Consider the following 24,467-nt stretch of genomic DNA (forward strand, 5'->3'; position numbering starts at 1 on the left):
TCTGGTAATTCAGAAGGTCTTTTTCTTTTAATTGCTGACTGGTTCCGAGCTGGTGAAAGCTCCGCCAAACTCGTAATAGAATGTTTTGGCTACTTCCAGAACCACAAATGGTGCAGCCCTGAAATTGGTCCACCATTTATCCGGAGTGACTTCGTACGGAGTTCCAACCACTATTATCTTTACGTCCGGCGGCAGAATTTCTCGAAAAATGATTCCGGCACGGCGAGTGTGCATTGGCGAGGTTACAAGGATTACCGACTTGATTTGCGGAGTTAATTTTTCTTTGAGATTTTTCGCTTCATCAAGGGTGCTGATGTTGGCCTTGCCGAAAAATTCGATTTTCTCAGCAGGTACACCTTTTTTCAGCAGTACATCCCGAAATACTTCCCATTGGTAAGGGAAATGTATACCCAGATCACGCACAGCTTCGATTTCCGGTGTAATTACCGGCTTGCTGGCTAAAATCCGTGGTGCGTAGCCTTCATTGTAGAGATCGGCAGCGTAGAGCGGGCGGTAATAGTGACCACCAAGAACCACAATGGCTTCTGCTTTTTCAAGCTTATCCTCCTGCTGAAGAAGGACCGGGGCAAAGAAAAAAAGCACTGCCGCCGCCAGCATTCCGGCAACGGTCAGTGCTCCAATCAGCGTTAATAATGGTCTGAAAATTTTCATTATTCGACCGGAGATTCGTAAACTGCTTCGTATCTTTTGCGCAGGTTCGAGAAAGTGCCTTTTTCAATGGCGTCCCGGGCTTCTTCGGTCAGCTTGAGGAAGAAACGCAGGTTGTGGATCGAATTCAGCTGGTAGGAAAGCAGTTCCTTGGCTGTGTATAGGTGGCGCAGGTAGGCCTTGCTGAATGTGCGGCAGGTGTAACAGTCGCAGTTGGGGTCCAGCGGGGAATCATCTTCGCGATACTGGGCGCGTTTGATGTTGACCTTACCGAGGCTTGTGTACAGGGTCCCGTTACGTGCGTTCCTTGTGGGCAGTACGCAGTCGAACATATCCACACCATTGGCGATACCTTCAAGGATATCCAGCGGGGTTCCCACGCCCATGAGGTAGCGGGGTTTTTCTTCAGGCAGCTTGGGACCGATGTGCTGCAGGATGTCGTACATATCCGGGATGGGCTCACCTACGCTCAGGCCGCCGATGGCGAAACCTTCAAAGGGAATTTCGCGGAGCTGCTCAAGGGAGACTTCACGCAAATCTTTGTGGAATCCGCCCTGAACAATACCGAACATGAGTTGGTCACCGGAACCTACGGGGTAGGCGTCACGGCAGCGTTTGGCCCAGCGGGTGGTCATTTCAAGGGATTTGGCTGTGTAGTCGCGGTCATGTCCGTAACCAACACATTCATCCAGCACCATCATGATATCGGAACCGATATTGTTCTGGATGGAAATGACTTTTTCCGGGGAAAAGAAATGTTTTGATCCGTCAATGTAGGAACGGAATTCTACGCCCTGTTCGGTGATTTTGCGGATGGATTCGAGGCTGAAGACCTGAAATCCGCCGCTGTCGGTGAGAATTGGCTTGTCCCAGTTGGCGAATTTGTGCAGACCGCCACGGCGTGCCACGAGGTCGTCGCCGGGACGCAGGTAGAGGTGGTAGGTGTTGCCGAGGATAATCTGGGAGTTGATTTCCTTCAGATCACGCGGGGACACAGCCTTTACAGCCCCTTGAGTGCCAACGGGCATGTAGACCGGGGTCTGGATTTCACCGTGTGCGGTGACAAGGGTTCCGCGGCGTGCGTGGCCGTCGGTAGCATGTACGGTAAAGGTACCGGGTTTCTTTTTCTCTTCGCTCATTATTTTTTCTCAATTCCGTTTTGCGGACAGATATCGTTAAGTTCACAGATGTCACATTTAGGGCTTCTGGCCGAGCAAATTTCGCGACCATAAAGGACGAGAACATGGTTGGCATCGCCCCAGTTCTCGCGTTTGAAAAGCGGCATCAGGTCTTTTTCAATTACATTGGGGTTGGTGCTTTCGGTTAAGCCCATCCTGAATGAAAGCCTTTTTACATGGGTATCCACAGCCACCCCTTCGTGAACGTCCATAGCGTTGGACAACACGATGTTGGCGGTCTTGCGGGCCACTCCTGGAAGTTTGATCATATCTTTCATGGTCCGGGGCATTTCACCTCCGAATTCATTCATTACAACTTCCGCAGCACCTTTCAGGTTTTTGGCCTTATTGCGGAAAAGTCCGGTGGAGCGGATCACTTCTTCAATGTCCGCTATATCCGCCTTGCTCATTTCGGCAGGACCGGGCCAGCGTTTGAAAAGTTCCGGGGTAACCTTGTTGACCCTTACATCAGTACACTGAGCGGCCAGAGCCGTGGCGACCATCAGTTCCCATGCATTGTGCCAATCCAATTCCGGTTCCGGGTTCGGATACCTTTTAATCAGACGGTCATAGATTATGGTTGCTCTTTGCAGAGTTTTTTTATCTGGGCTTTTCATTTTCATAATATCTGCTGTGGGCTATCATTTCTTTTTATAACTTACAATCATCTATAAAAACATAAAAAATACAGACTGTTCAAAAATAGTAAGATGCTAGACGCGAAAAAAGTTCAAGGCCGAAGTGTACTTAAGGTACGTGAGGATTTGAACTTTTTGAAGCAACAACGCAGATTGCTGTTTTTCAACAGCCTGATAAATGTTGCCGTTCATGTCAAATCATGTATCATTTAACACAAATCCAAAGTGGAGGAATTGAATATGAAAATAGCATTAAGTTTGATAGTTGCAGCTCTTTTTACCCTCTCCGGTTTAGGGCTTTCCACTTCCGGTGCTGAAGATGGATCCGGACTTGTCCTTGCCAAGTGTACCGCATGCCACAGTCTGAAACGTGTCTGCCGCGGATTGGGTAAAAAAGATCTGGCTGCGTGGGAAAAAACCAACCAGCGTATGGCTGAAATGGGTATGACCATTACTGCTGATGAACTGGATGCAATCAGTAACTATCTTGCAAACGCCAAGCCCGGTGAAGGACCTGTCTGCAAGTAGGGGGGCTGTATGTCCATAATGATGGTTTATATTACCACTGGGGACGTGGAAGAGGCGCGGGAGATCGGCGGAGAGCTGGTTATGCGTCATCTCGCCGCATGTGTGAATATATTCGAGAAGATGGAGTCCATGTATTGGTGGGAGGGGAAGCTTGAGCATTCCGAGGAAACTGTGCTTCTCGCCAAGACAACGCCTGAACTGGTTGATAAGTTGATCCAGACGGTAAAGAATATTCATAGCTATGATTGTCCTGCAATTGTTGCCATTGAGTCAAAGCAGGGTAATGAAGAGTTTTTTGAATGGGTGAAAATCCATACCGGCTAGCCTGTTTATTGACTTTACCAGTAAAGAAAGCATACTCTCATCCGCGCAAACCGGGTGGGAGTATGCTTATTTTATTTCTTGCTCGAATCATATTTAAGGAGTTCAAACAAATGCAGATATTGGTTTCCGGTTCTTTGGCCTATGACAGAATTATGAGTTTTCCCGGTAGTTTTGCCGATCATATCCTGCCCGATAAAATTCACATGCTTAACGTGTGCTTCCTTGTGGACGGCCTTGATGAACGTTTCGGCGGTACAGCCGGAAACATTGCTTACGCTCTTTCCATGCTCGATGAGAAACCTGTAATTCTCGGTACAGGCGGTAAGGATTTCGACGGCTATGAAAAATGGTTGGATGAGAACAAAATTACCCGTGAAGGCATCAAGCGCATAGAGAGTGAATTCACTGCCGGTGCATACATCACTACCGATAAGTCCGATAACCAGATTACCGGTTTCAACCCCGGTGCCATGAAATACGGTTGCGATTACGATTTTTCTACAGTGAATCCTGCAGATACATTGGCGATAGTTTCCCCCGGCAACCTTGATGACATGCAGAATTTCCCCAAGGTATACCGTGAAAAGGGAGTTCCTTTCATCTACGATCCGGGCCAGAATATCCCCGCATTCAGCGGTGAACAGCTGCTGGAAATGATCAGCGGCTGCAAGATTCTTGTTTCCAACGACTACGAACTGGAAATGATCATGAAGTCTACAGGCAAGACTCGTGACCAACTTATGGAAATCTGTGATTCCATCATCGTAACTCTTGGCGATCAGGGTTGTCTTGTTGTTGAAAAAGACGGTGAAACCAAAGTCCCCGCTGCCAAGGCTGAAGCTGTTGAAGACCCCACCGGAGCTGGCGATGCTTTTCGCGCAGGTCTTATCAAAGGTCTCGCCATGGGCAAAACCCTTGCTGAAGCTGCCCATGTGGGTGCTGTCAGCGCGGTTTACTGTGTTGAGAAACTCGGTACTCAGGAGCATTCCTATACTGAAGAAGAGTTCTGGGCACGTTATGAAGCAAACTTCGGTAAACTTTAAAATTAACAGTTTACTCAATCTGCTTTTATGCCGGAATCCTGCTCGCAGGGTTCCGGTTTTTTTATTCTAAGTGCTTTGAACTCTTTTTTGCCAAAAATAGTTGTAAGTGAGTTGTCTGTTCCTGTATCCTAGGAATTAAAATCCCGGAGGGAGCATCATGATTGAAATAACCGCTGCCATGCTTGAAGGTTACTTGAGAGAAGCTTTTGGCCCCGGCACGGTCCTTGTGGATTATGGGGATATCGGTTCGCTTGATAAGCAGGGGATGAAGAAGTTCGGCTACGGTAAACCGTTGCTGGTGCTTTTCACTGTGGACGGCGAGGAGCGTGAAACCGTTATTTCGGTCATGAAAGGGGATAATTACGGGCATCAGTTTTATTGGGACCGGGCGGCGGTGCTCATGTTTCAGTATGAAACTTCGGCACGGCTTCCGCGACATGTAAAACCAATGGGTATCGGCTATATCAGCCGTAGTGGCGAGATGCTTCCGCTTAATGAACCGCAGGAATTCTTTATTCTTAATGAGAAGTTACAGGGATATGATTACTTTCACGATCTTGACCGCATCCGTAGCGGCGACTTCTCGGATCAGGACGTTCAGAGCGCTGCAGACCTTGCCGGGTGGCTGGCGGAAATCCATTCGGTTAAGAAGGATGATCCCCATCTGTATATGCGCCGCATCCGCGATCTGATCGGTTCCAGTGAATGCATTATGGGATTGATTGATGAGGCTTTTAAACATCCTTGCGATTTTTTTTCTCAGAGCCGGTTTATGAATCTTGAGAAGAAGCTGATCGATTGGCGCTGGAAGATGTTTCATTACACCCACCGCCTATGTGCTGTTCACGGAGATTTTCATCCATGGAATGTACTCATGAACGGGCCGGAAGATTTCAGCGTGCTTGACCGCAGCCGTGGTGAATGGGGTGAACCAGCCGGGGACCTTTGCTGCATGGCAACCAATTATATCCTTTTCGGGCTTTATTCGGACGGTAGATTTTCCAACAAGATGCGTAATCTATACATGACCTACATGGAAACCTATCTTGAAAAGACCGGTGATACGGAAGTGCTGCAGGTAATGGCCCCATTTTTCGTGTTCAGGGGGTTGGTCATTAGCTCTCCTGTATGGTATCCAGATCATCCGCAGGAAGTGCGGGATGCGTTGATGCGGTTTATTGAAAATGTCCTTGAGGATGAGGTTTTCGATTATGTCCAATTCGAAAGGTATATGCGTTAACAAAAACTGGGCTATCTGGATTACCGGTTTACCTGCGTGCGGCAAGAGCACCATAGCCAGAAAATTGTATGCCCAATTATGTTCAGAGGGAGTTAAGGTTGTCCTGCTTAGCATGGATGAGCGGCGGAAAATTTATATCCCTAATCCTGAATATACTTGTGATGAAAGACAGCGGGCATATAATCTTTTTGTGGAAGATGCTATCTCAATCATGCAGTCCGGTCGATGCGTGATTCTGGACGGTTCTGCTCATGAGCTTTGCTGGCGCAATAATGCCCGTGAGAAGATAGAATTTTTTGCTGAAGTATATCTGCGCTGCCCTGTGAATATGGCTATGAAACGGGAAATCGGGCGGCAGCAGGGATTGGTCATGGCCGGATTGTATGAAAAGGCTCTTGAGCGGCAGTGTACCGGAAAGGAATTCAAAAATCTCGGTGAAGTTATCGGGGTGGATGTGAAATTTCAGGAAGATAATAATGCCGAGTGCATTGTGGATACAGCCGGTAAAACGCCTGACGAAACTTTTGAGGAGGTGCAAGATTGCCTGCAAAAGTGGCGTAGGATGAACGGGATTTGCTGATTTTTATTTCATTTTGTTTTAAAGGAAATGAAGTTGCATAAAATAAACGTATCATAAGGTGCTTGTTGTGAAGAAAATTTTACTCTCAATGTTGATGTTGATGGTTGTTTTTTGTGCTGCTGTCTCCGCCGGAGCTTCTGCTGAAGACGGGGTCCGCGATCAAATCAAGGATGTACTTTTTGATTATAAGGATTCATATAATATCAGGGATTTTGCTGCTATCCGCGCCTTGTATGCTGATAATGCGGTTGTAATGTCTTTTCCTTGCAAGTCGACGGAAGAACTTATGTTTGCAGATTTCAGTGAAAGTCTGCCTCGTTGTTCTTCATATTGGCTGGACAGCTCCTTCAAATTGCGTTTGTTCAAAATTACCTCATTTGAGGTTAACGGTAATACATGCAACGTGAGGGTACAGTGGGATTACCGGAGCAACGATGGACGCGGTAAGTTTAATCCTTCTTTCGAATTGCTGCGTAAAGACGGGAAGTGGTTGATTGTGAAGGAATTATACGGGCGTAAGGGCGAGTAAATTAAATATGTTTCATAGGAGGGGAAAACTATTTTGCTGGATAGTTTTCCCTTTTTTATTTGTCCTGTGAAATCCCACACGGAAAGATTATGATAAAACAGAAAGGTAAAAGCCGTCAGGTTGCATTAGCCTTGGGGGCATTGGGAGTGGTTTTCGGTGATATCGGAACCAGCCCGCTTTATGCCATGAAAGCCTGTTTCAGCGGGCATCATGCCATTACACTAAACCCGGTTAACGTGCTGGGAGTGCTCTCGCTGATCATCTGGTCTCTTTTGATTGTGATCTGCCTAAAATACGTAACTTTTGTCATGGCTGCAGATAATGAGGGCGAGGGCGGTATTTTTGCGCTTTATGAACTGGTCAGCCATGAAAGTCAGCGCAGGTCTGCTTCGTTCATGCTTTTTGCTGCTATGGTCGGCGGGGCATTGCTTTATGGAGACGGGGTTATCACACCGGCAATTTCCGTGCTTTCCGCTATCGAAGGCCTTGATATTGCTACAACGGCCGCGCACCAATACACTCCGCATATCGCCTGCACAATTCTGCTGGCACTGTTTGCTTTTCAGAGCAGCGGAACAGACAAAATCGGCAGTTTGTTCGGTCCGGTCATGCTGGTCTGGTTTACTGTGATCGGTATTTTCGGCTTGTCCTCTGCCGCAGGAAATCCGGTAGTGCTGCAGGCATTCAGCCCATATTATGCATTGAATTTTTTTGCTGAAAACGGTCTGGCCGGCACTATGGTCCTTGGCGCGGTCGTTCTTTGTGTAACCGGTGGCGAGGCTCTTTTCGCCGATATGGGGCATTTCGGACGCAGGCCGATTACCCTTGCGTGGTATTTTGTCGCCCTGCCCAGTCTTGTCCTTAATTATCTGGGGCAGGGGGCTATACTGATCGAGAATCCAGAATCGATCATTAACCCGTTTTTCAGTCTTTTTCCCAAATTTTTGATGCTGCCCATGGTTGCTTTGGCAACATTTGCGGCAATCATTGCTTCCCAAGCCATTATTTCCGGTGCATTTTCGCTGACAGCGCAGGCTGTTCATCTTGGTTTTATTCCACGTATCCGTATTCTACAGACTTCGGAAGAAAATCCGGGTCAGGTATTCGTACCCTCAGTAAATTGGGTTATGGCCGGGTTGTGTATTCTTCTGGTGCTTATTTTTGAGGCTTCGGAGCATCTTGCCGGGGCTTACGGGATTGCCATAACAGGAACTATGGTCATCACTACTTATCTGTTCTGGTTTTATCTGCGTAAAATCCGCAATTGCCCATGGATGCTTGCAGCAATACTTACCGGTTTCTTTGCCCTGTTCGATCTTGGTTTTTTTATCGTCAACTTCACCAAGATTGCGGGGGGCGGCTGGTTCCCCATACTGCTGGCCGGTTTGATTGCTTATGGAATGTATGTCTGGATCTGGGGCAGGGCTAAGCTTCGGGAGCAGTTGCAGGCGCGCGGCCTTGAGGTGTCCGATCTTGAATCCGAGATCGAAAAGTATATGCTGGCAAAGGTTCCGGGGGAGGCTGTTTTTCTTTCAGCTTCCGAATTCATTCCACATGCTTTTTTGCAACACCTGCGCAATAACCGGGTGGTTCATGAGAAACTTGTTTTCCTGCGGGTGAACACCTCCAGTGAGCCTTACTTAGACTCGCATAAACGTATTTCTCTGAAGACTGTTGAAAAAAATATATACTGGATGACAGTGAATTACGGTTTCATGGAAAAACCGAATTTATCACTGATTTTGGTGCAGTCATGGAATCAGCTGGGACTTAGCAGCACGGATAGTTATTTTTATATCGGGCGGATGTTGTTGCGTTTCAACAAGGACAACAGAGAACACCTGCTAAGGCGTAAAATTTTTATCATGCTTAACTCAGTGTCTGAAGATCCCTTGGACTATTTACGGATTCCTGCTGACAAGGTGGTTACAATTGGAACTGCTATTAAAATATAAAAAGACCGGGGAAATATTTCCCCGGTCTTTTTATGAAATATTCAGCGTAAGCTTTTTGGGTTATTGGATGAAATCGCTCATGAAATCGTAAACAAGTTTCATCTCATCTTCCAGAGTATGCAGGTTTTGTTCAGAGAGTTCCTTGTCACCGTCACGAGCACTGTATTCCAGTCGCAGGCAGGCTTCACGAACCCTGTCTGCTCCCATGGTGGCAGCTGCGCCTTTTAGGGAGTGGGCAAGGTATTTAAGTTCATCCATCTGTCCGCCTTCAAAAGCTTCCCTTATTTTGATTACCCGGGCGGGTTCATCTCGCAGGAAAACGGCAAAAAGCTTGGTCAGGAATTCCTTTTTTGTGGAGGCCATGGAAGCCAGCCAATCCTTGTTAATTACTTCAATATTTTCCATTAGAGTAACTTAGTCCAAATCAAAATCTATTTCCACAATTTTTAGCCTTTTATACATAAAAGAGGACGTAGACGGGCAACCTTTTCTGCTATTCCGGCAGCTTGAGTTGATTCGATAATCATGTCCACGTCCTTGTAGGCAAGGGGAGCTTCTTCAGCAATGCCCTTGAATGATCCGGTACGGATGATGATCCCGTGCCTGCCAAGCTCTTTCTGGATTGTGTTGCCCTTGAAAGTCCTGCGTGCTTTTGCCCGGCTCATAATCCGTCCGGCACCGTGGCAGCAGGATGAAAAAGATATCTCTGCCGATTCGGTTGTTCCTGAAAGGATGTAAGAAGCTGTCCCCATGCTTCCGCCGATTATTACCGGTTGTCCGTGTTTTTTGAACTCACTCGGTAGCTCTGGGTGTCCCGGTCCCAGTGCACGAGTTGCGCCTTTGCGGTGCACCCAGATATTTTTCTTTTTGCCATTAATTTTGAATTCTTCACGCTGACAGGTGTTATGGCTTACATCGTAAAGCAGCCGCAAATCAGCCTGTGGCAGGATTTCCGCAAAACATTCCCGCACAAGGTGGGTGATGGCCTGACGGTTGGCAAGAGCGCAGTTAATGCCTGCTCCCATGGCTCCAAGGTAATCCTGTCCGAGTTCGGAATTAAGCGGCGCACAGGCAATATCCTTGTGGGGAAGTTTGATGCCGAATTCGGGAGCGGCCTTGGCCATCATAGGCAGGTAGTCCTTGGCAATCTGGTGCCCTAGTCCTCGTGATCCGCAATGGATGCTGACCACCACTTCTTCAATTCCGATGCCGAAGGCCGCAGCTTTGGCTTTATCGTATATTTCTTCTACATACTGCACTTCCAGATAATGGTTGCCGGAACCAAGCGATCCCATCTGGTTGCGCATGCGTTCTTTGGCTTTTAGAGGGACTTTGTCCGGATCAGCAAAGCTATTTCTGCCGTTGCCCTCAATCCTGCCGAGGTCCTCCGGTTTTCCGAGTCCTTGCCCAATAGCCCATGAAGCACCGCCGAGCAGCATCTCATCAAGCTGATCGCCTTCTAGGATAATATCGCCTCCAACCCCAGCGCCGGACGGAATTCGCTTGAAAAGTAAATCTGCAAGCTTGGCATCACAAGTGATCAAATCCTGTTTCTTCAATCCGGTAGTGAGGGTGCGTACGCCACAGGAAATATCAAATCCAACTCCACCAGCAGAAATAACCCCGCGCTTCTCATCAAAAGCTCCAACGCCGCCGATTGGGAATCCATAACCGGAATGGGCATCCGGCATGGCGCAGACCGGACCGACCACACCCGTAAGCGAGGCCACATCGCGGACCTGCGAGACAGTGGTGTCATCCAGTTCAAGGATGATGTCCTTGTTTCCAAAGAATAGGGCATCCACACGCATGGGGCCGTATTTTTTCATGCGCCATATGCAGGGAGCTTCTTGTTTGAGTAGTTTGATATTCATTTTCCAATCATAAATGAAAAGGGAGATTTTAACTATTTCAAGTTAAAATCTCCCTTAAATGTTTTAGCGTAATAAACTATTACAGCTTACACAGCTCTTCGCTGGGGATCATCTTGATGTTCTTGGACCCGAGCAGTTCTATAGCCTGATCGGTGCGGTCGAAGCGGAAGATGATTACGGCGTTGGAGCCGGACTGATGTACGAAAGCGTACATGTATTCCACGTTAATGCCGGAGCCGCGCAGCATTTCGAGCAGATTGTGCAGACCGCCGGGCTGGTCGTCTACAACTACAGCTACGACAGAAGTTTTGCCTACAGTGAAGCCTGCGTCTTTGAGCACTCTCTGCGCTGTTTCGAAGTCGGACACGATGAGTCGCAGGATGCCGAAATCAGAAGTGTCGGCAAGTGAGAGCGCGCGGATATTGACTTTGTTCTCGGTAAGCAGACGGGTTACCTCGGCGAGTCTTCCGGCACGGTTCTCAAGGAATATGGATAGCTGGTCACATTTCATGGTGTTTCCTCGCATTTGAATTAGGTTCTATTGCTGGTCCTGATTACGCAGGTCGAGAATTCTCTGGGCTTTACCTACGGAACGTTCAATGGATTTGGGTTCCACAAGTTTAACCCGGGCGGTTACGCCAAGGAATTCCTTAATAGTTTTTTGTATCTTTCTTTCGAGACGCTGTAAATTTTTAATTTCATCGGAGAAGGCTGCGCCGGAAATTTCGACTTTCACGGTCAGGATGTCGAGATTGCCGTCGCGTTCAACCACCAGCTGATAGTGCGGGGAGAGGCCTTCGGTTTCGATGAGGATGGACTCGATCTGAGACGGGAATACGTTCACGCCGCGGATGATGAGCATGTCGTCACTGCGACCCATTATGCGATGCATGCGGGCGAAGGTGCGTCCGCAGCGGCAGGCGGTGTAGTTCAGGCGGGTCAGGTCACGGGTGCGGTAGCGGATGAGCGGGATACCTTCCTTGGTCAGGGTGGTTATTACCAGCTCTCCGGTTTCGCCCGGCTTTACGTGCTCGCCTGTTTCGGGGTTAATGATTTCGGGCAGGAAGTGGTCTTCCATGATGTGCAGGCCGTTCTGTTCTTCGGCACATTCCATGGCAACACCGGGACCCATGATTTCGGAAAGACCGTAGATGTCGAGGGCCTTAATGTGCAGTTTCTGTTCGATGTCACGGCGCATGGACTCGGTCCATGGTTCGGCACCGAAAATACCTATACGCAGGGGCAGTTTCTTGAAGTCGATGCCCATTTCCTTACCTGTTTCGTGCAGGAACAGGGCGTAGGAAGGGGTACAGCAGATCACATCGGCGCCGAAATCTTTGAGCAGCATGATTTGGCGTCTGGTACCGCCGCCGGATACCGGGATGATGGTTGCGCCCAGTGCTTCCGCACCGTAGTGGGCGCCGAGACCACCGGTGAACAGGCCGTAACCGTATGCGTTGTGGATGCTGTCTTCAGGAGTTGCTCCGGCAATGGCGAATGAACGGGCCATGAGATCCGCCCAGTTCTTGATGTCGCGCTTGGTGTAGCCGACAACTGTTGCCTTTCCGGTGGTGCCGGAAGAGGAATGGATGCGGACGATGTTCTCGCGGGAAACAGCAAAAAGGCCGAAGGGGTAGTGGTTGCGCAGGTCCTGCTTTTCGGTAAACGGGAGTTTGGTCAGGTCGGATAGGGAATTGATATCCTTGGGTTCAATACCCAGTTCCTTAAACTTGTTGGTGTAAAAAGGAACGTTGGCATAAACTCGCTCGCAAAGTTGTTTAAGACGTCTGAGCTGTAATTCTTCCAGCTCTTCCCTCGGCATTGTTTCCTTGTCTACGTCGAAGATCATCTCTTGCCTCCTGATATGGCTGATCCCGGTACAGGGTTTAAGTTACAAAATAAAAAAGGCCACGGGGTTTGCGCCCGTGGCCCGGTAAACTATCAGAAAGTGTATTTTTCCATAACCACGGGATGACTATATTTCAGTCCTAAAAAAGAAAAAAAAGAAAAAGGAAAAAAGGTCGTGGTTAAGCATGTCGTGTATAATGCATAAGTGTTTGCTCGCCGTCAAGCCGGATGGTTTATAAAAACGTATATACACAAGTAAATTCTCAGCTAATCACGAAGCTTATGAAAGTGATTCTGCTTCATGGTATTTTGGCTATATTGAGAGTCTCGATTTTTGCATGGTTTTGTTTTCGGAATCGAAAATAATTTTCGTAATTGAAAATGATTTAAAAGTCCGCTATAGATGGATTGCGTAGTGGGCGTAAATTCTCTATATAATCATATTGTACTTTGGACGAAATGTGAGAACTGCGTCTGGCCGGGAGTAACGGACCTCCGGCACGCAGGGGTGTTAAGCCCTTTATTCCTGCTGTTTGTGCTCCGAATTCAAGCGCGTTTTCCGAAAGGGGAAAACGCCGGTTAATTAAACCAAAAGAATGAAAACTAAAGAAAAGAAATTTAAACAGATCGATACTAAGGATAAAGTTCAGCTTGTTGCTGAATGGTTGGATGAAAAACAAGCCAGTGATGTTTCCGCTGTAGACGTACAGGGAATCTGCCCCATTGCCGAAGTTGTAATGGTTGCAGGAGCAAAGGGTGTGCGCCACGCACAGGCTCTGGCTGATTTCGTTCTGGAGCAGCTTTCCAAGGAAAATATCGAATACCTCGGTATGGAAGGCTACAAAACCGGAGACTGGATCCTTCTCGATCTGAACGATATTATCGTACACATTTTTCAGGAAGATAACCGCGCTTTTTACAACGTGGAAGGTCTCTGGTCCGAAGGCACCAGAATGGAATTAAATCTCAAGCCGCAGGATTAAATCTGCGCAAGGAATAGAAACATGTCGCAACAAACCGGTGCTCCTTCCGTTCTTCTTATTCTGGACGGTTGGGGAATTGCCCCTGAAGGTAAAGGCAATGCAGTAAAACTTGCCAACACTCCCGTTCTGGACGGGCTGATGGAAAGCTGTCCTCGGACCCAGCTCAAATGTGCTGGCCGTGCGGTTGGGCTTCCTGACGGATTCATGGGGAACTCCGAGGTCGGTCACACCAACATCGGAGCAGGCCGGGTTGTTTATCAGGACATGACCCGCATTGACATTGCCATTGAGAAGCAAGAGCTGGCAGCCAATGCAGCTATCAGCAGTCTCATGGATAATGTCAAAGCTGCGGACGGTCGCCTGCATTTCATGGGGCTCCTTTCCGACGGCGGTGTGCATTCTCACATCAATCATCTTTTTTCATTGATTGAAGTGGCAAAGGATGCCGGTATCAAGGAAATCTTCGTCCATGCTTTTATGGATGGCCGTGATACCTCTCCCACGAGCGGTAAGGTTTACATGCAGCAGTTGGTGGATAAAATGACTGAAATCGGGGCCGGTAAAGTGGCCTCTATTTCCGGTCGTTATTATTCCATGGACCGTGATAAGCATTACGAGCGCAATGAGCTTTCCTACAAGGCTCTGGTTCTCGGCGAAGGGCAGGAAGTTTCTGACCCTGTTAAAGGTGTTGAGGACGCATACGCTGCCGGAGAGACTGATGAATTTATCAAGCCGCGCCTTGTTTCCGGTGTAGACGGAACCTTGAAAGACGGCGACGGTGTGTTCTTTTTCAACTTCCGCGCCGACCGTGCCCGCCAGCTTTGCCGGGTGCTTGCACTGAAAGATTTCAGCGAATTCGATCGTCCCAAAGCTCCGGTGTTCTGCGGTTTTGTGACTATGACTCAGTATGAGTCGGATTTTGCTTTCCCCAATGCCTTTCCTCCGCTGAACATTAGCAACCCCATCGGGGAAGTTGTTGCGGATAACGGGCTCAAGCAGCTACGCATTGCCGAAACCGAGAAATATGCCCACGTAACTTATTTCATGAACGGCGGGCGCGAAGAACCTTTCGAAGGCGAGGACCGTATTCTTGTCCCTTCCCCGCGTGAAGTTGCAACTTACGACCTTAAGCCGCAGATGAGCGCCGAGGAAGTGACTGAAAAGTTGATTGAAGCATTACCGAAATATTCGCTGTGCATCTGCAACCTTGCCAATCTCGACATGGTCGGCCATTCCGGCATCATCCCGGCGGCGATCAAAGCCTGCGAGACTGTTGACGCCTGTGTCGGCAGGATCGTAGAAGCTGTGAAAGCGCAGGGTGGAGTCATTATGCTGACTGCCGACCACGGTAATGCCGAGGAAATGATTGATGCAAATGGCGGCCCGCAGACTGCGCACAGCCTGAACAACGTACCGCTGGTATTTATCGGTGAAGCGTTTGAAGGCGTGACTCCTGCAGAAGGAGCGCTTTGTGACATCGCACCCACAATTTTGAATCACATGGGCATTTCCGTTCCCGAAGAAATGACCGGTAAAGATCTTTTAAAAGGATAATTGATGTCTGAATCCCGTAAACCTTTATCTCCGGTCAAGCCTAGCGGGATGGAGATAATTTTTATGTTTCCCTGTCCGTTCTGCGGCCGGGAAGTGCCTTACATCGCACCGACTCAGCCTGCCATGGCAACTTGCGATGCCTGCCGCCGGAATTTTCCGATAGTTCCGGTGGATGAAAAGATCATCAGGTTTTACAAGACCATGCTTGAAAACGGCAAGGCTGCTGTCGATCCTGATTTCTTTTAGGCTGTAGTAAATATAATTTTAAAAAGAGCTTTCTGCGCGAGCAGGGAGCTCTTTTTTTATGCCTGTTGCGGTCCGGGATGGGCGGTAAATTAAAAGTGTGAGGGATAATAGTCGCTTTGAATCATAGTGATTCAGGGCTGATCCTGAAACTTTTAATTTGGAGGGACAAAATGTCATTAAACAATTCTCAAAAGGAGATTAGGACACGCACACCCCAGACCGGAACTGGTGTAAATTTATTTGATGAATTTGAGCGCGACAATGTTGCGCTTAATAGCGGGGGTGCTGTTCGTGTAACGTCGTTCTCAGTTCCGGGAACATCAGAGCCGTTTTCGATGCTCAGAACTGAGTGTGATGGGAATGGGCGCATTGTCGAGCGACAGATTGCATTTGGAAATTTCAATCAGGACCTTAAATACGAATACGACGAAGGAGGCAGGCTGCATAAAGTCTGGAGTGATGAAAGGCTGATTGAAGAATATTTGTATGGTGAATTCGGTGAGCGTTATTTCGGTGCCACAGCGCGCATGCCGCACCGCACTTTTCGCTACGGTCCGGGGTTGCGATTGGAACAGGCCGGGAATGTGAAATATTTCTATGATGAATATGGTTGTCTGATTAAGAAGCAGCATGGCGCGGAAGTAACCGAATTCAGCTATCATCATTCCGGGCAGTTGGAGCAGGTTAAACTGCCCGATGGTAGAAGCATAAGCTACGCCATTGATCCGGAAGGCATGCGTATCGCAAAATCTATCAATGGTGCGGTGGTGGAAAGTTATCTCTGGTACGATTTCATTTCCCTCGCCGCTGTGACTGATAATTATGGCAACCGCAAAGAGTTCGAGTATGACGAAGACGGCGATCCTGCTGCCATGCGCTTCAACGAGAATGTTTATTATTTTGCTACCGATCAGGTTGGAACTATTAATATAGTTGCTAACGCAGAGGGAAATGAGGTAAAGCGAATTATCCGTGATTCGTTTGGAAATCTGATTGTCGATACCAATAAGAGAATGGACATCTCACTCGGTTTTGCCGCTGGATTGTACGATAAGGATACTGGGCTGGTTCACTTCGGATTTCGTGAATATGATCCCTCCATTGGGCGGTTCATAACGCCTGATCCGCTGGGATTGGCTGGCGGAGATGTTGATGTCTATGGGTATTGTGCTGATGATCCGGTTAATTTTATTGATCGGATCGGGTTGCAGGATGAGAGTGAAGATGGAGATGACGGGGCAGAAAGTAGCAATTCTCCCGGAGGCGGGGAAAGTGCTAAATCTGAAACCCTTGGAGGAGCGTCTTCAAGTTCCGGTAGTTCGTCGCTATCGGAACTTGGTGGCTATAATGGACAGACAGGTTACGCTGGGCCGAGTTTTAGTGATTATGTTGGATCTAGTGTTGATCTCGACGGCTCGAGTTTCGCAGGTAGTCTTTGGGGTGGGGGTACTCCCGGAGGAAAAGGAGGGAATGTAAATTCCAGAAATGGTGGGCAAAATGCTAAAAACAACGCGACCTTTGAGAAAGGTGCTCAGCAATCTTTAGATTACCTGAATCAATCAAGCGTGCAAACCGCTAGGGAAATGGAAAAAGCCTATAAGGAATTGGTGGATAAGCAGCAGGCTGAAGAAAAGGCTAGAATGGAACGCAAGGCCCGTTCTGACCAAGAGATGCGGGATAATTGGCGTCGTGCGGGGCTGAAAGCCAAAAAAGATGGTTTTGGGCTTTGGGATTTAGGTAAAGGAATGGCGGCAGGGGCTCTTGGCGGAGCAGTTGCTTTTGATAAGTATGGGAAGGTATTAGGACCAGGCGGAAGACTTGCAGCGACTGTCGCAGGAGGTGTTTACGGTGCGTCTATAGGAGCTTTTAATGCAGTTGGATATAAAGGGCTTGCTGACATGACAGGAATCGATAAAGAAGATTTAGAAGATTTTTTTGGTATATTTGACACTACTCCTAAAACAAATAAGAAGGATTTCAAGTAATGAACTTCGTGATCTTTATTATAGCTTTAGCCTGCTACGCGGCTTTACTGCTCAAGATTACATCTCGTTCGCAGAAAGAAATAATCTGCTCAAATTGTGGGTATAAATATATTGTAACTCCCAGCAAAGTAGATGGGTATACAAATTTAATGTATGTTGTAGGTTTAGTTGTAGGGTTTCTTGTTTTAAATGATGTTTATTGTCTTACATTCGGACTTTTTTTTGTTGTTTCAGGTTTTTATTACCTGCTCAAAGAAGAAGGATATAAGTGCTACAATTGTAAGACGATCAACCAACTACCAAAATAAATTTCGCAGCCCCCGGACTTCGGTTCGGGGGCTATTTTTATCCCCAAACTCGCCACTCAAACCCACCTTCCCAAGCTTTACCATCATATTTATATAGCGTATGAGCCGGGTATGAAATTTACAGTACTAACATTCGGATGTCAGATGAACGTTCACGATTCAGACTGGCTGATCCGGGCCATGGAGAGCCGTGGCTGGACAGCTGTCGAAGAATCTGAAGCAGATATATTTATTATTAACACCTGTTCTGTGCGGGATAAACCGGAACAGAAAGTCTACAGCGTGCTGGGTCGACTGGCTCCGCTGTGTAAGAACCCGGGCAGCTTTGTTGCTGTGGGCGGTTGCGTTGCCCAGCAGATCGGTGACGGCTTCCTTGAGAAGTTTCCGCACGTGCGTCTTGTTTTTGGCAGCGACGGTATTGCTCAGGCTCCGGACGCGCTGGAAGATCTTGCAGCCAATCATGAAAAGCGTCTTGTCCTTACCGACTTCCTTGGGGACTATCCTGAACGCGAGGGCGGTGAAGTGCAGCCTAACGCGGACCTGATTCCTCCGGGCATCGGGACCATTCCCGGTCAGGCTTTCGTGAATATCATGCAGGGTTGCGATAACTTCTGCGCCTACTGCATCGTGCCTTACACTCGTGGCCGTCAGAAATCCCGTTCTTCGGAAGCTGTGATCAAGGAATGCGAATATCTGGTTAAGTCCGGTGTCCGCGAGATTACCCTGCTGGGCCAGAACGTGAACAGCTTCGGCATAGACAAGAAGGGCGAGGATATTTCCTTTGCGCAGTTGCTCTACAAGATTTCTGCCATTGAAGGACTGGAGCGTATTCGTTTCACCACTTCCCACCCTAAGGACATTGCACCTGAAGTGATCAAGGCTTTTGGTGAGCTGCCAAATCTTTGCCCCAGCCTGCACCTGCCTGTGCAGTCCGGTTCAGACCGCATTTTGAAGAAAATGGGTCGCAAATATGACCGCGAACGTTATCTGGGAATCGTGGAGGGGTTAAAAGAAGCCTGTCCTAATATTTCCCTGACCACTGATTTGATCGTTGGGTTCCCCGGCGAGACAGACGAAGACTTTGAGCAGACCATGGATATGCTGGAAAGGGTGCGCTATGAAAGCAGTTTTTCCTTTAAATATTCCGACCGTCCGGGCGTTGCGGCAGTTAAGATGAAGCCGAAAGTTCCCGAGGATGTGGCCCAAGCTCGCCTTGCCCGCTTGCAGGAAAGACAAAAGCGTATTACTAGAGAAAGTCTAGAAGCTTTAGAAGACCATGAAACCGTGGTTCTTCTGGAACGCCTGAGCAAGAGACAGGAAGAAGGCGGAATGACATGGCGCGGTAAAGATCCGGGAGGCCGGGTAGTCAATGTTCACTTTGCAGGTTATGATGAAGGGCAGAAGCTCGGAGGCAAGCTGGTTAAGGTGAAGATTATCGAAGCCAAGAATCATTCCCTTGTTGGGGCGAAGGTGGGAGAGCCATGGTAGAAATGCAGGTTTACGGTCTGGCGGTGGAAAATGATACCGAGAGCCCGGTTTTGGTCTTGAAAAGTGAGGAACTGGGCATGGTCCTGCCTATTTGGATAGGGGCCATGGAGGCTATGGCAATTTCCATGGTACTTAATGAAGTTTCTTTTCCCAGACCTATGACCCATGATCTGCTTTTATCCACCATCGTCACTTTTGGCGGTGAACTCGTGTCCGTTGATATTGTTGATATCGAGAAGGGAACTTTTTATGCTGAAATCATGGTCCGTAAGGATGGTGAGATGGTGGCTATTGATTCCCGCCCTTCGGACGCAGTGGCCCTTGCTGTTCGTGCCGACTGTCCGGTGCGTGTAAGCCAAAAGGTTCTTGATGTAGCCGGAACGAGAGATATTGAAGAAAAAGTTGAGGAAAAGTCCGGCTGGGAAGAAGATCTCGAAGGACTTTCCCCTGATGACTTTAAATATAAAATGTAGGGCAATTCGATGATAGATTTTCATACTCATACTGTTTTCAGTGATGGGGAGCTTATCCCTGCGGAATTGGCAAGGCGGGCTAAAGTTGCGGGGTACCGCGCATTGGCTATGACCGATCATGCCGATTCCAGTAATATTGATATTATTCTTGAAAATATTCGCAGATTTGCAAAGAAACACGGTCACTATTTTGATATTGATGTCTTTGCCGGAGTTGAGCTTACTCATGTCCCTGCGGGGCTGATTGGCGAAATGGCTGAGCATGCCCGTAAGTCCGGTGCCCAGATTGTGGTTGTGCATGGTGAAACCATTGTGGAGCCTGTCGCCGAAGGGACAAACCTCGCTGCAATTGAGGCCAAGGTAGATGTGCTGGCTCATCCCGGCTTGATTACCGACGTGGAAGTAAAGCTGGCTGCTGAGTATGGAGTCTGTCTGGAAATTACCACCCGCAAGGGACACAGCCTGACCAACGGGCATGTGGCTGCTCTGGCGCGCAAGCACGGGGCCAAGCTGGTTATCAATAACGATGCCCACGCTCCCGGCGATCTGGTTGGGCTTGAAATGCGTCGAAAGATTGCCCTTGGCGCGGGGCTCAGCCTTGAAGAATACGCTCAGGCCGAGGAAAATTCCCGTGAGCTGGTTCAGAAAATAATGAAACGTTCATAGGGCGGCAGCATGGGCAACCTTAAACCCGGGATAGAGCAGGCAGCTAAGCTGATTAGAAAAGCACGTTGCGCCATTGCCTTGACCGGGGCTGGGATGTCCGTTGCCAGCGGAATTCCTGATTTTCGCAGTCCGGGCGGTTTGTGGTCAAAGCATGATCCTGAAAAGGTTGCTTCAATCCGGGCCTTGCAGGCCGATCCGGCAACAGTCTGGAAATTTTTGCTAGAAGCGGATGCCATGTTGAAAAGTGCCGAACCCAATGCAGGACATACGGGGCTGGCACAGCTTGAGAAAGAAGGGTACCTGCAAGGTGTGATTACCCAGAACATTGACGGTCTGCATCAGCGTTCCGGATCGGTGAATGTTGTTGAATTTCACGGTAATTGCAGCGATTTTTATTGCATGGAGTGTTTTGCTCCATTTCCTGCCGAACGGATTAAGTCCGGGATTGAACTTCCGGTCCGCTGTCTGCAATGTCCTGGGGTAGTAAGGCCGGATTTGGTTTTCTTTGGGGAACAGATTCCGTCCGAAGCCTATAAGGCTGCCTTTGAGCTTGCCGACCAGTCCGATCTGGTCATTGTTGCCGGAACTTCCGGCGGAGTTGTTCCCGCCAGCCTGATCCCGCCGAGGATACAGGAGGCCGGGGGCTTAATTATTGAGATAAACAAGGCTCCGTCCGCCTACTCGTCGTTAAGCGACGTGTTTATTCAAGGCGCGGCGGAAGATGTTCTGCCTGCAATTGTGCAGAATTTAAGCTGAACAAATTATATTAAAAGGTGCGGTGAAGTATGGATTTCTTACCTCAGGGCGGAATTTTTGCGATGCTTGATCAGGCCACAATTGTGGTCAAATGTGTTCTTGGATTGCTTGCAGCCATGTCCCTCTGGAGCTGGACAATCATCTTCTGGAAGCTGATCTCCCTTGGCAGGGCAAGAACCTTGATCCTTAAGGGCAACAAGATCATGGAAGAGGCTGATTCTCTTTCCTCCGGTCTGACTGAAATCAGCAAGACTGAAGGCTCCCCGTTGAACCGTATCGGAACCGCAGCGGTGAAGGAATACCGTGTGCTGGAAAAATCCGCGGTCAGTGCCAGCCACAAGCGCCGCCTGATCAAGGATACCTTGCGCAGAATCCTGCGACGCAAGGTCAGCTCTGAATTGAAAAAGCTGACATCCTCACTCTCTTTTCTGGCAACCTGTGCGAACGGCGCTCCATTTATCGGCCTGTTCGGTACTGTCTGGGGGATTATGAATTCCTTCCATGCTATCGGTTCCGCCAAATCTGCTGCACTGGCAGCTGTTGCTCCAGGTATTTCTGAAGCTTTGGTGGCAACTGCCATCGGTCTGGGTGTCGCAATTCCCGCAACTATCTTCTACAACTTTTTTCTGGGCGTGCTGAATGGCATTGAGACAGAGTTGGTCAACTTTGCAGGTACTTTCCTCAACCGTGTGGAACGTGAAGTTTCATGGGTTGAGCCTTCCGGGAAAAGTTCTGCCTCAGAGGAGTAGGGTATGGGAATTTCTACAAATAACCGGGGTATGCTTGCTGAGATCAACGTGACTCCTTTTGTGGATGTCATGCTGGTACTACTGATCATATTTATGGTTACAGCTCCGTTGATGACGCAAGGGGTTGAAGTTGATTTGCCTCAGACCCGTAACGTGCGTTCCTTACCGCAGGATAATGAGCATCTAGTGCTTTCAATCAGCGATAAGGGCGAGATCTTCCTTGATGAATACAAGGTTGGTTTTGACGAATTGCAGTCCCATCTCGAAAAGCTGGTTAAGAAGCAGAACAAGATGCTTTTTCTCCGTGCGGATAAGAATGTTGCCTACGGCGAGGTTGTTAAAGTCATGGGTGAGATCAAGGCTGCCGGGATCGACAGGCTTGGCGTAGTAGCAGAACCTGTTGAAAAGAAAAAGAAATAGCTAAGCTACAGGCGAATTTATTGATGAAAATCATCGGCCTTTTCATATCTTTACTGCTCCATGCCGGTCTGATATTTTTAGCCCTGACGTGGTCAATCTCACCACCGGTGAAGATTTCACTTGATATGCCCGTATACAAGGTTGATCTGGTCAGCCTTGCCCCTCTGCCTGCTGCTCCGGTTGTTAAGAAAGCACCTGCTCCGAAAGCTTCTGCTAAACTTTCAAAACCTGATGCCGTTGCAATTCCTGATGCAAAACCGAAAGTTGTACCCAAAGCAAAACTAGAGACAGTAAAAGCTCCGGCTCCTAAACCGGTACCCAAGCCAAAACCTAAACCAATAGCGAAGCCCAAGCCGGATACAACGAAAATTTCACCCAAAAAAGTAAAGACAACAACTACGAAAAAAACGGTAAAAGAAGCAGAAAAACCGGTCGAAAAGAAAGCTCCGCCTGAAAAGAAGGTGGCTGAAAAGACACCGCCTAAGCAGGTAGAGAAGAAAGTCGAAAAGAAACCTGAGATTTCGGCGGAAGATTCCCTCGCAGCTGATCTTGCTTCATTGGCTAAGATCTTGGAAAAACAGGAAAAGGCCGAGCGTCAGGCTGTGGCCAGCGATCTGGCCTCGCTCACTGAGAGTGCCAAGGCCACAGCTGTAACCGGTACTGCCGATGGCACCGCCGGAGCATCCGGACTGGTTCAGGTTTACGCTTCAATCGTAAAAGAAGCGGTACGCAAGAATTGGAGATATCCGGTTTTCGGGCAAAAGCAGAATCTTATGGCCCGGGTACAAATAGAATTGAAATCCAGCGGAGAAATCAGCAATATCAAGTTGCTCGATTCATCGGGCAATGTTGATTTTGATGACTCGGTACTTACTGCTCTGCGTGATACCGAGGTGCTGCCCAAGCCTCCGGGAACATCTATCAGAAACATCATTGTAAACTTTAACCTGCATGATCTCGATCAGTAGGGCAGGTTCATAATTATGAAAGAAAATAAGTTCAGTATAAAAAAATCCGCTTTTGGATTGCTGGTGGTTATGTTGCTTGCGCTTCTGGCTGCCGGGAATCTTTTTGCTGCGGATACTCTTAGCGTGGATATCTACGGTCCCGGTCAGCGCAAGGTGAATATCATCCTGCTGCCGCCCAAGACCGTTCCTGCAGGAAAATATGAAGGTTCCAAGGAGAAGGATCTGCCTCTGCCTGCGGAGGCCGGTTCTTTTGGTAAGGACCTTGCCAAGGATCTGGCTTTCCTCCCTTTTTTGAATATCGTACCTGTTACTGATATTCTGGGTGGCGATCCTTCTCGCGGAGTACGCCCCGGTGATATTGATATCAAGCCGCTCAGGCTTTCCAAGGTAGACCTTGCCGTGACCACAGGTTGGGAAATCAGACCAAACGGAGAGAAGAATCTGCTCATTCGTTGTATAGGTACATTCAACGGGCGTACGATTTTGGGTAAAAAGTACTCCATGGTTACCGAAGAAATGCTGCCCCGGATTGCCGACCGTTTCTGCTCGCACCTGATGCGTATTCTAACCGGTCGGGACGGATTCTTTGAATCTTCCATCGCTTTTGTGCGTAAGACAGGTAAGGACAAGGAAATTTATACTGTCAGTCCGCAGGGCCGCAATCTTAGGCAGATCAGTTCTCTTGGCGGCATTAATCTCAGTCCCAACTGGTCCCCTGATGGAAATCGGTTGGTATTTACCCGCCTTGGCTCTCGTCAGCATCTGCTGTGTGTCTGGGATCGTGCTACCGGAAAGATTGATCAGAAAAGTTTTCCCGGTAATACCGTAATCGGACCGGAATTTCTTCCCGACGGCAATATGGCGGCAACACTGACCATGAACGGAAATTCCGATATTTTCCTGATCAACGGTAATTACAAGCCCAAAAAGGCTCTTGCTAAAAGCTGGGCTATTGAGGTTTCACCGGATTTTGACCGGACCGGAGAGAAGATGGTTTTCACTTCTGCAAGGTTCGGTAATCCCCATATTTTTCTGCTGGATATGAAAAGCGGTGTTGTCACCAGAATTACAACAGAAGGCAAATATAACACTAATCCGACCATAAGCCCTGACGGCCGTTTTGTGGCCTTTTCACGTCAGACCCCTTTGGGACATCGCATCTTTGTGCATGACTTGAAGACAAGGCAGGAAAGGCAGCTGACGTTTGGTCCAGGTAATGATGAAGAGCCGGCATTCGGTCCGGATGGCTATTTTATAGCTTTCTCTTCCAGCAGAAACGGTAAGTACAAGATTTATCTGACTACACGGCATGGCGATCCGGCCATGTTGGTACCTACCGGAAGCGGTGTTGCAAAGGCCCCGGCATGGGGCAAGGCCCATAAATCGTAAATTGAGGAGTGATTTAACCGTTTTGTTGCAGGCATGACTTGATTTTTTTACAAAACACTTTAGTGTCGTTATATTG

26 protein-coding genes are annotated in these 24,467 nt (G+C 48.4%); 19 read left to right on the forward strand and 7 right to left on the reverse strand.

Annotated features, from left to right (window positions below):
- Positions 1–27: 27 nt before the first annotated feature.
- Genes ACKU40_RS03220 through nth form a run of 3 tightly spaced genes read right to left on the reverse strand, consistent with a single transcriptional unit; the run spans position 28 to position 2,470 of the window.
- Positions 28–672 carry a YdcF family protein gene (locus ACKU40_RS03220; protein WP_320175087.1) on the reverse strand — a complete coding sequence of 215 codons (645 nt, stop codon included), beginning with the start codon at positions 670–672 and terminating at the stop codon, positions 28–30.
- The gene (gene tgt, locus ACKU40_RS03225; RefSeq protein WP_320175088.1) at positions 672–1,808 is read right to left on the reverse strand and encodes a tRNA guanosine(34) transglycosylase Tgt; all 1,137 of its coding nucleotides are present in this window, start codon (positions 1,806–1,808) and stop codon (positions 672–674) included. Before tgt ends, ACKU40_RS03220 begins: the two co-directional genes overlap by 1 nt.
- On the reverse strand, positions 1,808–2,470 hold the full coding sequence (nth, locus tag ACKU40_RS03230; RefSeq protein WP_320175089.1) for an endonuclease III: 663 nt from the start codon (positions 2,468–2,470) through the stop codon (positions 1,808–1,810). Before nth ends, tgt begins: the two co-directional genes overlap by 1 nt.
- Before the next feature lie 255 nt (positions 2,471–2,725).
- Here nth and ACKU40_RS03235 point away from each other — a divergent pair, with 255 nt between their 5' ends.
- From ACKU40_RS03235 to ACKU40_RS03265, 7 genes are all read left to right on the forward strand, one after another.
- On the forward strand, positions 2,726–3,013 hold the full coding sequence (locus tag ACKU40_RS03235; protein WP_320175090.1) for a hypothetical protein: 288 nt from the start codon (positions 2,726–2,728) through the stop codon (positions 3,011–3,013).
- A 9-nt stretch (positions 3,014–3,022) separates the two neighbouring features.
- The gene (cutA, locus tag ACKU40_RS03240; protein ID WP_320175091.1) at positions 3,023–3,337 is read left to right on the forward strand and encodes a divalent-cation tolerance protein CutA; all 315 of its coding nucleotides are present in this window, start codon (positions 3,023–3,025) and stop codon (positions 3,335–3,337) included.
- Between the two features lie 110 nt (positions 3,338–3,447).
- On the forward strand, positions 3,448–4,380 hold the full coding sequence (locus ACKU40_RS03245) for a carbohydrate kinase family protein (RefSeq protein ID WP_320175092.1): 933 nt from the start codon (positions 3,448–3,450) through the stop codon (positions 4,378–4,380).
- A 157-nt stretch (positions 4,381–4,537) separates the two neighbouring features.
- Complete coding sequence (locus ACKU40_RS03250) at positions 4,538–5,620, forward strand: phosphotransferase (protein WP_320175093.1); 1,083 nt, start codon at positions 4,538–4,540, stop codon at positions 5,618–5,620.
- A complete protein-coding gene (locus ACKU40_RS03255; RefSeq protein WP_320175094.1) occupies positions 5,592–6,200 on the forward strand; it encodes an adenylyl-sulfate kinase in 609 nt (202 codons plus the stop codon). The genes ACKU40_RS03250 and ACKU40_RS03255 overlap by 29 nt, the downstream gene beginning before the upstream one ends.
- Before the next feature lie 67 nt (positions 6,201–6,267).
- Positions 6,268–6,729 (forward strand): nuclear transport factor 2 family protein, encoded by a 462-nt coding sequence (locus tag ACKU40_RS03260; protein WP_320175095.1) that lies wholly within the window; start codon positions 6,268–6,270, stop codon positions 6,727–6,729.
- 89 nt (positions 6,730–6,818) lie between these two features.
- Entirely contained in the window at positions 6,819–8,684 is a 1,866-nt protein-coding gene (locus ACKU40_RS03265; RefSeq protein WP_320175096.1) for a KUP/HAK/KT family potassium transporter, read from the forward strand.
- A gap of 60 nt (positions 8,685–8,744) precedes the next feature.
- Here the strand turns inward: ACKU40_RS03265 and ACKU40_RS03270 are convergent, their stop codons facing one another.
- The 4 genes from ACKU40_RS03270 to ACKU40_RS03285 form a co-directional block, all read right to left on the reverse strand.
- A complete protein-coding gene (locus tag ACKU40_RS03270) occupies positions 8,745–9,089 on the reverse strand; it encodes an Hpt domain-containing protein (protein WP_320175097.1) in 345 nt (114 codons plus the stop codon).
- 41 nt (positions 9,090–9,130) lie between these two features.
- Entirely contained in the window at positions 9,131–10,558 is a 1,428-nt protein-coding gene (locus ACKU40_RS03275) for an RtcB family protein (RefSeq protein WP_320175098.1), read from the reverse strand.
- Positions 10,559–10,637: 79 nt separating this feature from the next.
- Positions 10,638–11,069, reverse strand: coding sequence for an ACT domain-containing protein (locus ACKU40_RS03280; RefSeq protein WP_320175099.1), 432 nt, complete (start codon positions 11,067–11,069; stop codon positions 10,638–10,640).
- A 27-nt stretch (positions 11,070–11,096) separates the two neighbouring features.
- Entirely contained in the window at positions 11,097–12,407 is a 1,311-nt protein-coding gene (locus tag ACKU40_RS03285) for a phenylacetate--CoA ligase (RefSeq protein WP_320175100.1), read from the reverse strand.
- A gap of 595 nt (positions 12,408–13,002) precedes the next feature.
- Between ACKU40_RS03285 and rsfS the strand changes: the two genes are divergently transcribed.
- The 12 genes from rsfS to ACKU40_RS03345 all read left to right on the forward strand — a co-directional run bounded on the left by rsfS (position 13,003) and on the right by ACKU40_RS03345 (position 24,391).
- Positions 13,003–13,389, forward strand: a complete 387-nt coding sequence (gene rsfS, locus ACKU40_RS03290) for a ribosome silencing factor (protein ID WP_320175101.1) — start codon at positions 13,003–13,005, stop codon at positions 13,387–13,389.
- Between the two features lie 21 nt (positions 13,390–13,410).
- Positions 13,411–14,943, forward strand: coding sequence for a 2,3-bisphosphoglycerate-independent phosphoglycerate mutase (gene gpmI / locus ACKU40_RS03295; RefSeq protein WP_320175102.1), 1,533 nt, complete (start codon positions 13,411–13,413; stop codon positions 14,941–14,943).
- Between the two features lie 3 nt (positions 14,944–14,946).
- Positions 14,947–15,189 carry a hypothetical protein gene (locus tag ACKU40_RS03300; protein WP_015852362.1) on the forward strand — a complete coding sequence of 81 codons (243 nt, stop codon included), beginning with the start codon at positions 14,947–14,949 and terminating at the stop codon, positions 15,187–15,189.
- 116 nt (positions 15,190–15,305) lie between these two features.
- Positions 15,306–17,174 carry an RHS repeat-associated core domain-containing protein gene (locus tag ACKU40_RS03305; RefSeq protein WP_320175103.1) on the forward strand — a complete coding sequence of 623 codons (1,869 nt, stop codon included), beginning with the start codon at positions 15,306–15,308 and terminating at the stop codon, positions 17,172–17,174.
- A 419-nt stretch (positions 17,175–17,593) separates the two neighbouring features.
- Positions 17,594–18,970, forward strand: a complete 1,377-nt coding sequence (gene miaB / locus ACKU40_RS03310; RefSeq protein ID WP_320175104.1) for a tRNA (N6-isopentenyl adenosine(37)-C2)-methylthiotransferase MiaB — start codon at positions 17,594–17,596, stop codon at positions 18,968–18,970.
- Positions 18,964–19,443: a bifunctional nuclease family protein gene (locus ACKU40_RS03315; RefSeq protein ID WP_320175105.1), complete on the forward strand. Its 480-nt coding sequence runs from the start codon at positions 18,964–18,966 to the stop codon at positions 19,441–19,443. The genes miaB and ACKU40_RS03315 overlap by 7 nt, the downstream gene beginning before the upstream one ends.
- 9 nt (positions 19,444–19,452) lie before the next feature.
- Positions 19,453–20,109: a histidinol phosphate phosphatase domain-containing protein gene (locus ACKU40_RS03320; RefSeq protein ID WP_320175106.1), complete on the forward strand. Its 657-nt coding sequence runs from the start codon at positions 19,453–19,455 to the stop codon at positions 20,107–20,109.
- A gap of 9 nt (positions 20,110–20,118) precedes the next feature.
- Positions 20,119–20,865 (forward strand): NAD-dependent deacylase, encoded by a 747-nt coding sequence (locus ACKU40_RS03325; RefSeq protein ID WP_320175107.1) that lies wholly within the window; start codon positions 20,119–20,121, stop codon positions 20,863–20,865.
- Positions 20,866–20,894: 29 nt separating this feature from the next.
- Positions 20,895–21,614, forward strand: a complete 720-nt coding sequence (locus ACKU40_RS03330; RefSeq protein WP_015852353.1) for a MotA/TolQ/ExbB proton channel family protein — start codon at positions 20,895–20,897, stop codon at positions 21,612–21,614.
- 3 nt (positions 21,615–21,617) lie between these two features.
- Positions 21,618–22,034 (forward strand): protein TolR, encoded by a 417-nt coding sequence (gene tolR, locus ACKU40_RS03335; protein WP_320175108.1) that lies wholly within the window; start codon positions 21,618–21,620, stop codon positions 22,032–22,034.
- Between the two features lie 23 nt (positions 22,035–22,057).
- Positions 22,058–23,002: a cell envelope integrity protein TolA gene (locus tag ACKU40_RS03340; protein ID WP_320175109.1), complete on the forward strand. Its 945-nt coding sequence runs from the start codon at positions 22,058–22,060 to the stop codon at positions 23,000–23,002.
- Positions 23,003–23,017: 15 nt separating this feature from the next.
- Positions 23,018–24,391 carry a protein tolB gene (locus ACKU40_RS03345; RefSeq protein ID WP_320175110.1) on the forward strand — a complete coding sequence of 458 codons (1,374 nt, stop codon included), beginning with the start codon at positions 23,018–23,020 and terminating at the stop codon, positions 24,389–24,391.
- The last annotated feature ends 76 nt before the right edge of the window (positions 24,392–24,467 follow it).

Origin of the sequence: Maridesulfovibrio sp. (genome assembly GCF_963666665.1) — a bacterium.
Lineage (GTDB): Bacteria > Desulfobacterota > Desulfovibrionia > Desulfovibrionales > Desulfovibrionaceae > Maridesulfovibrio.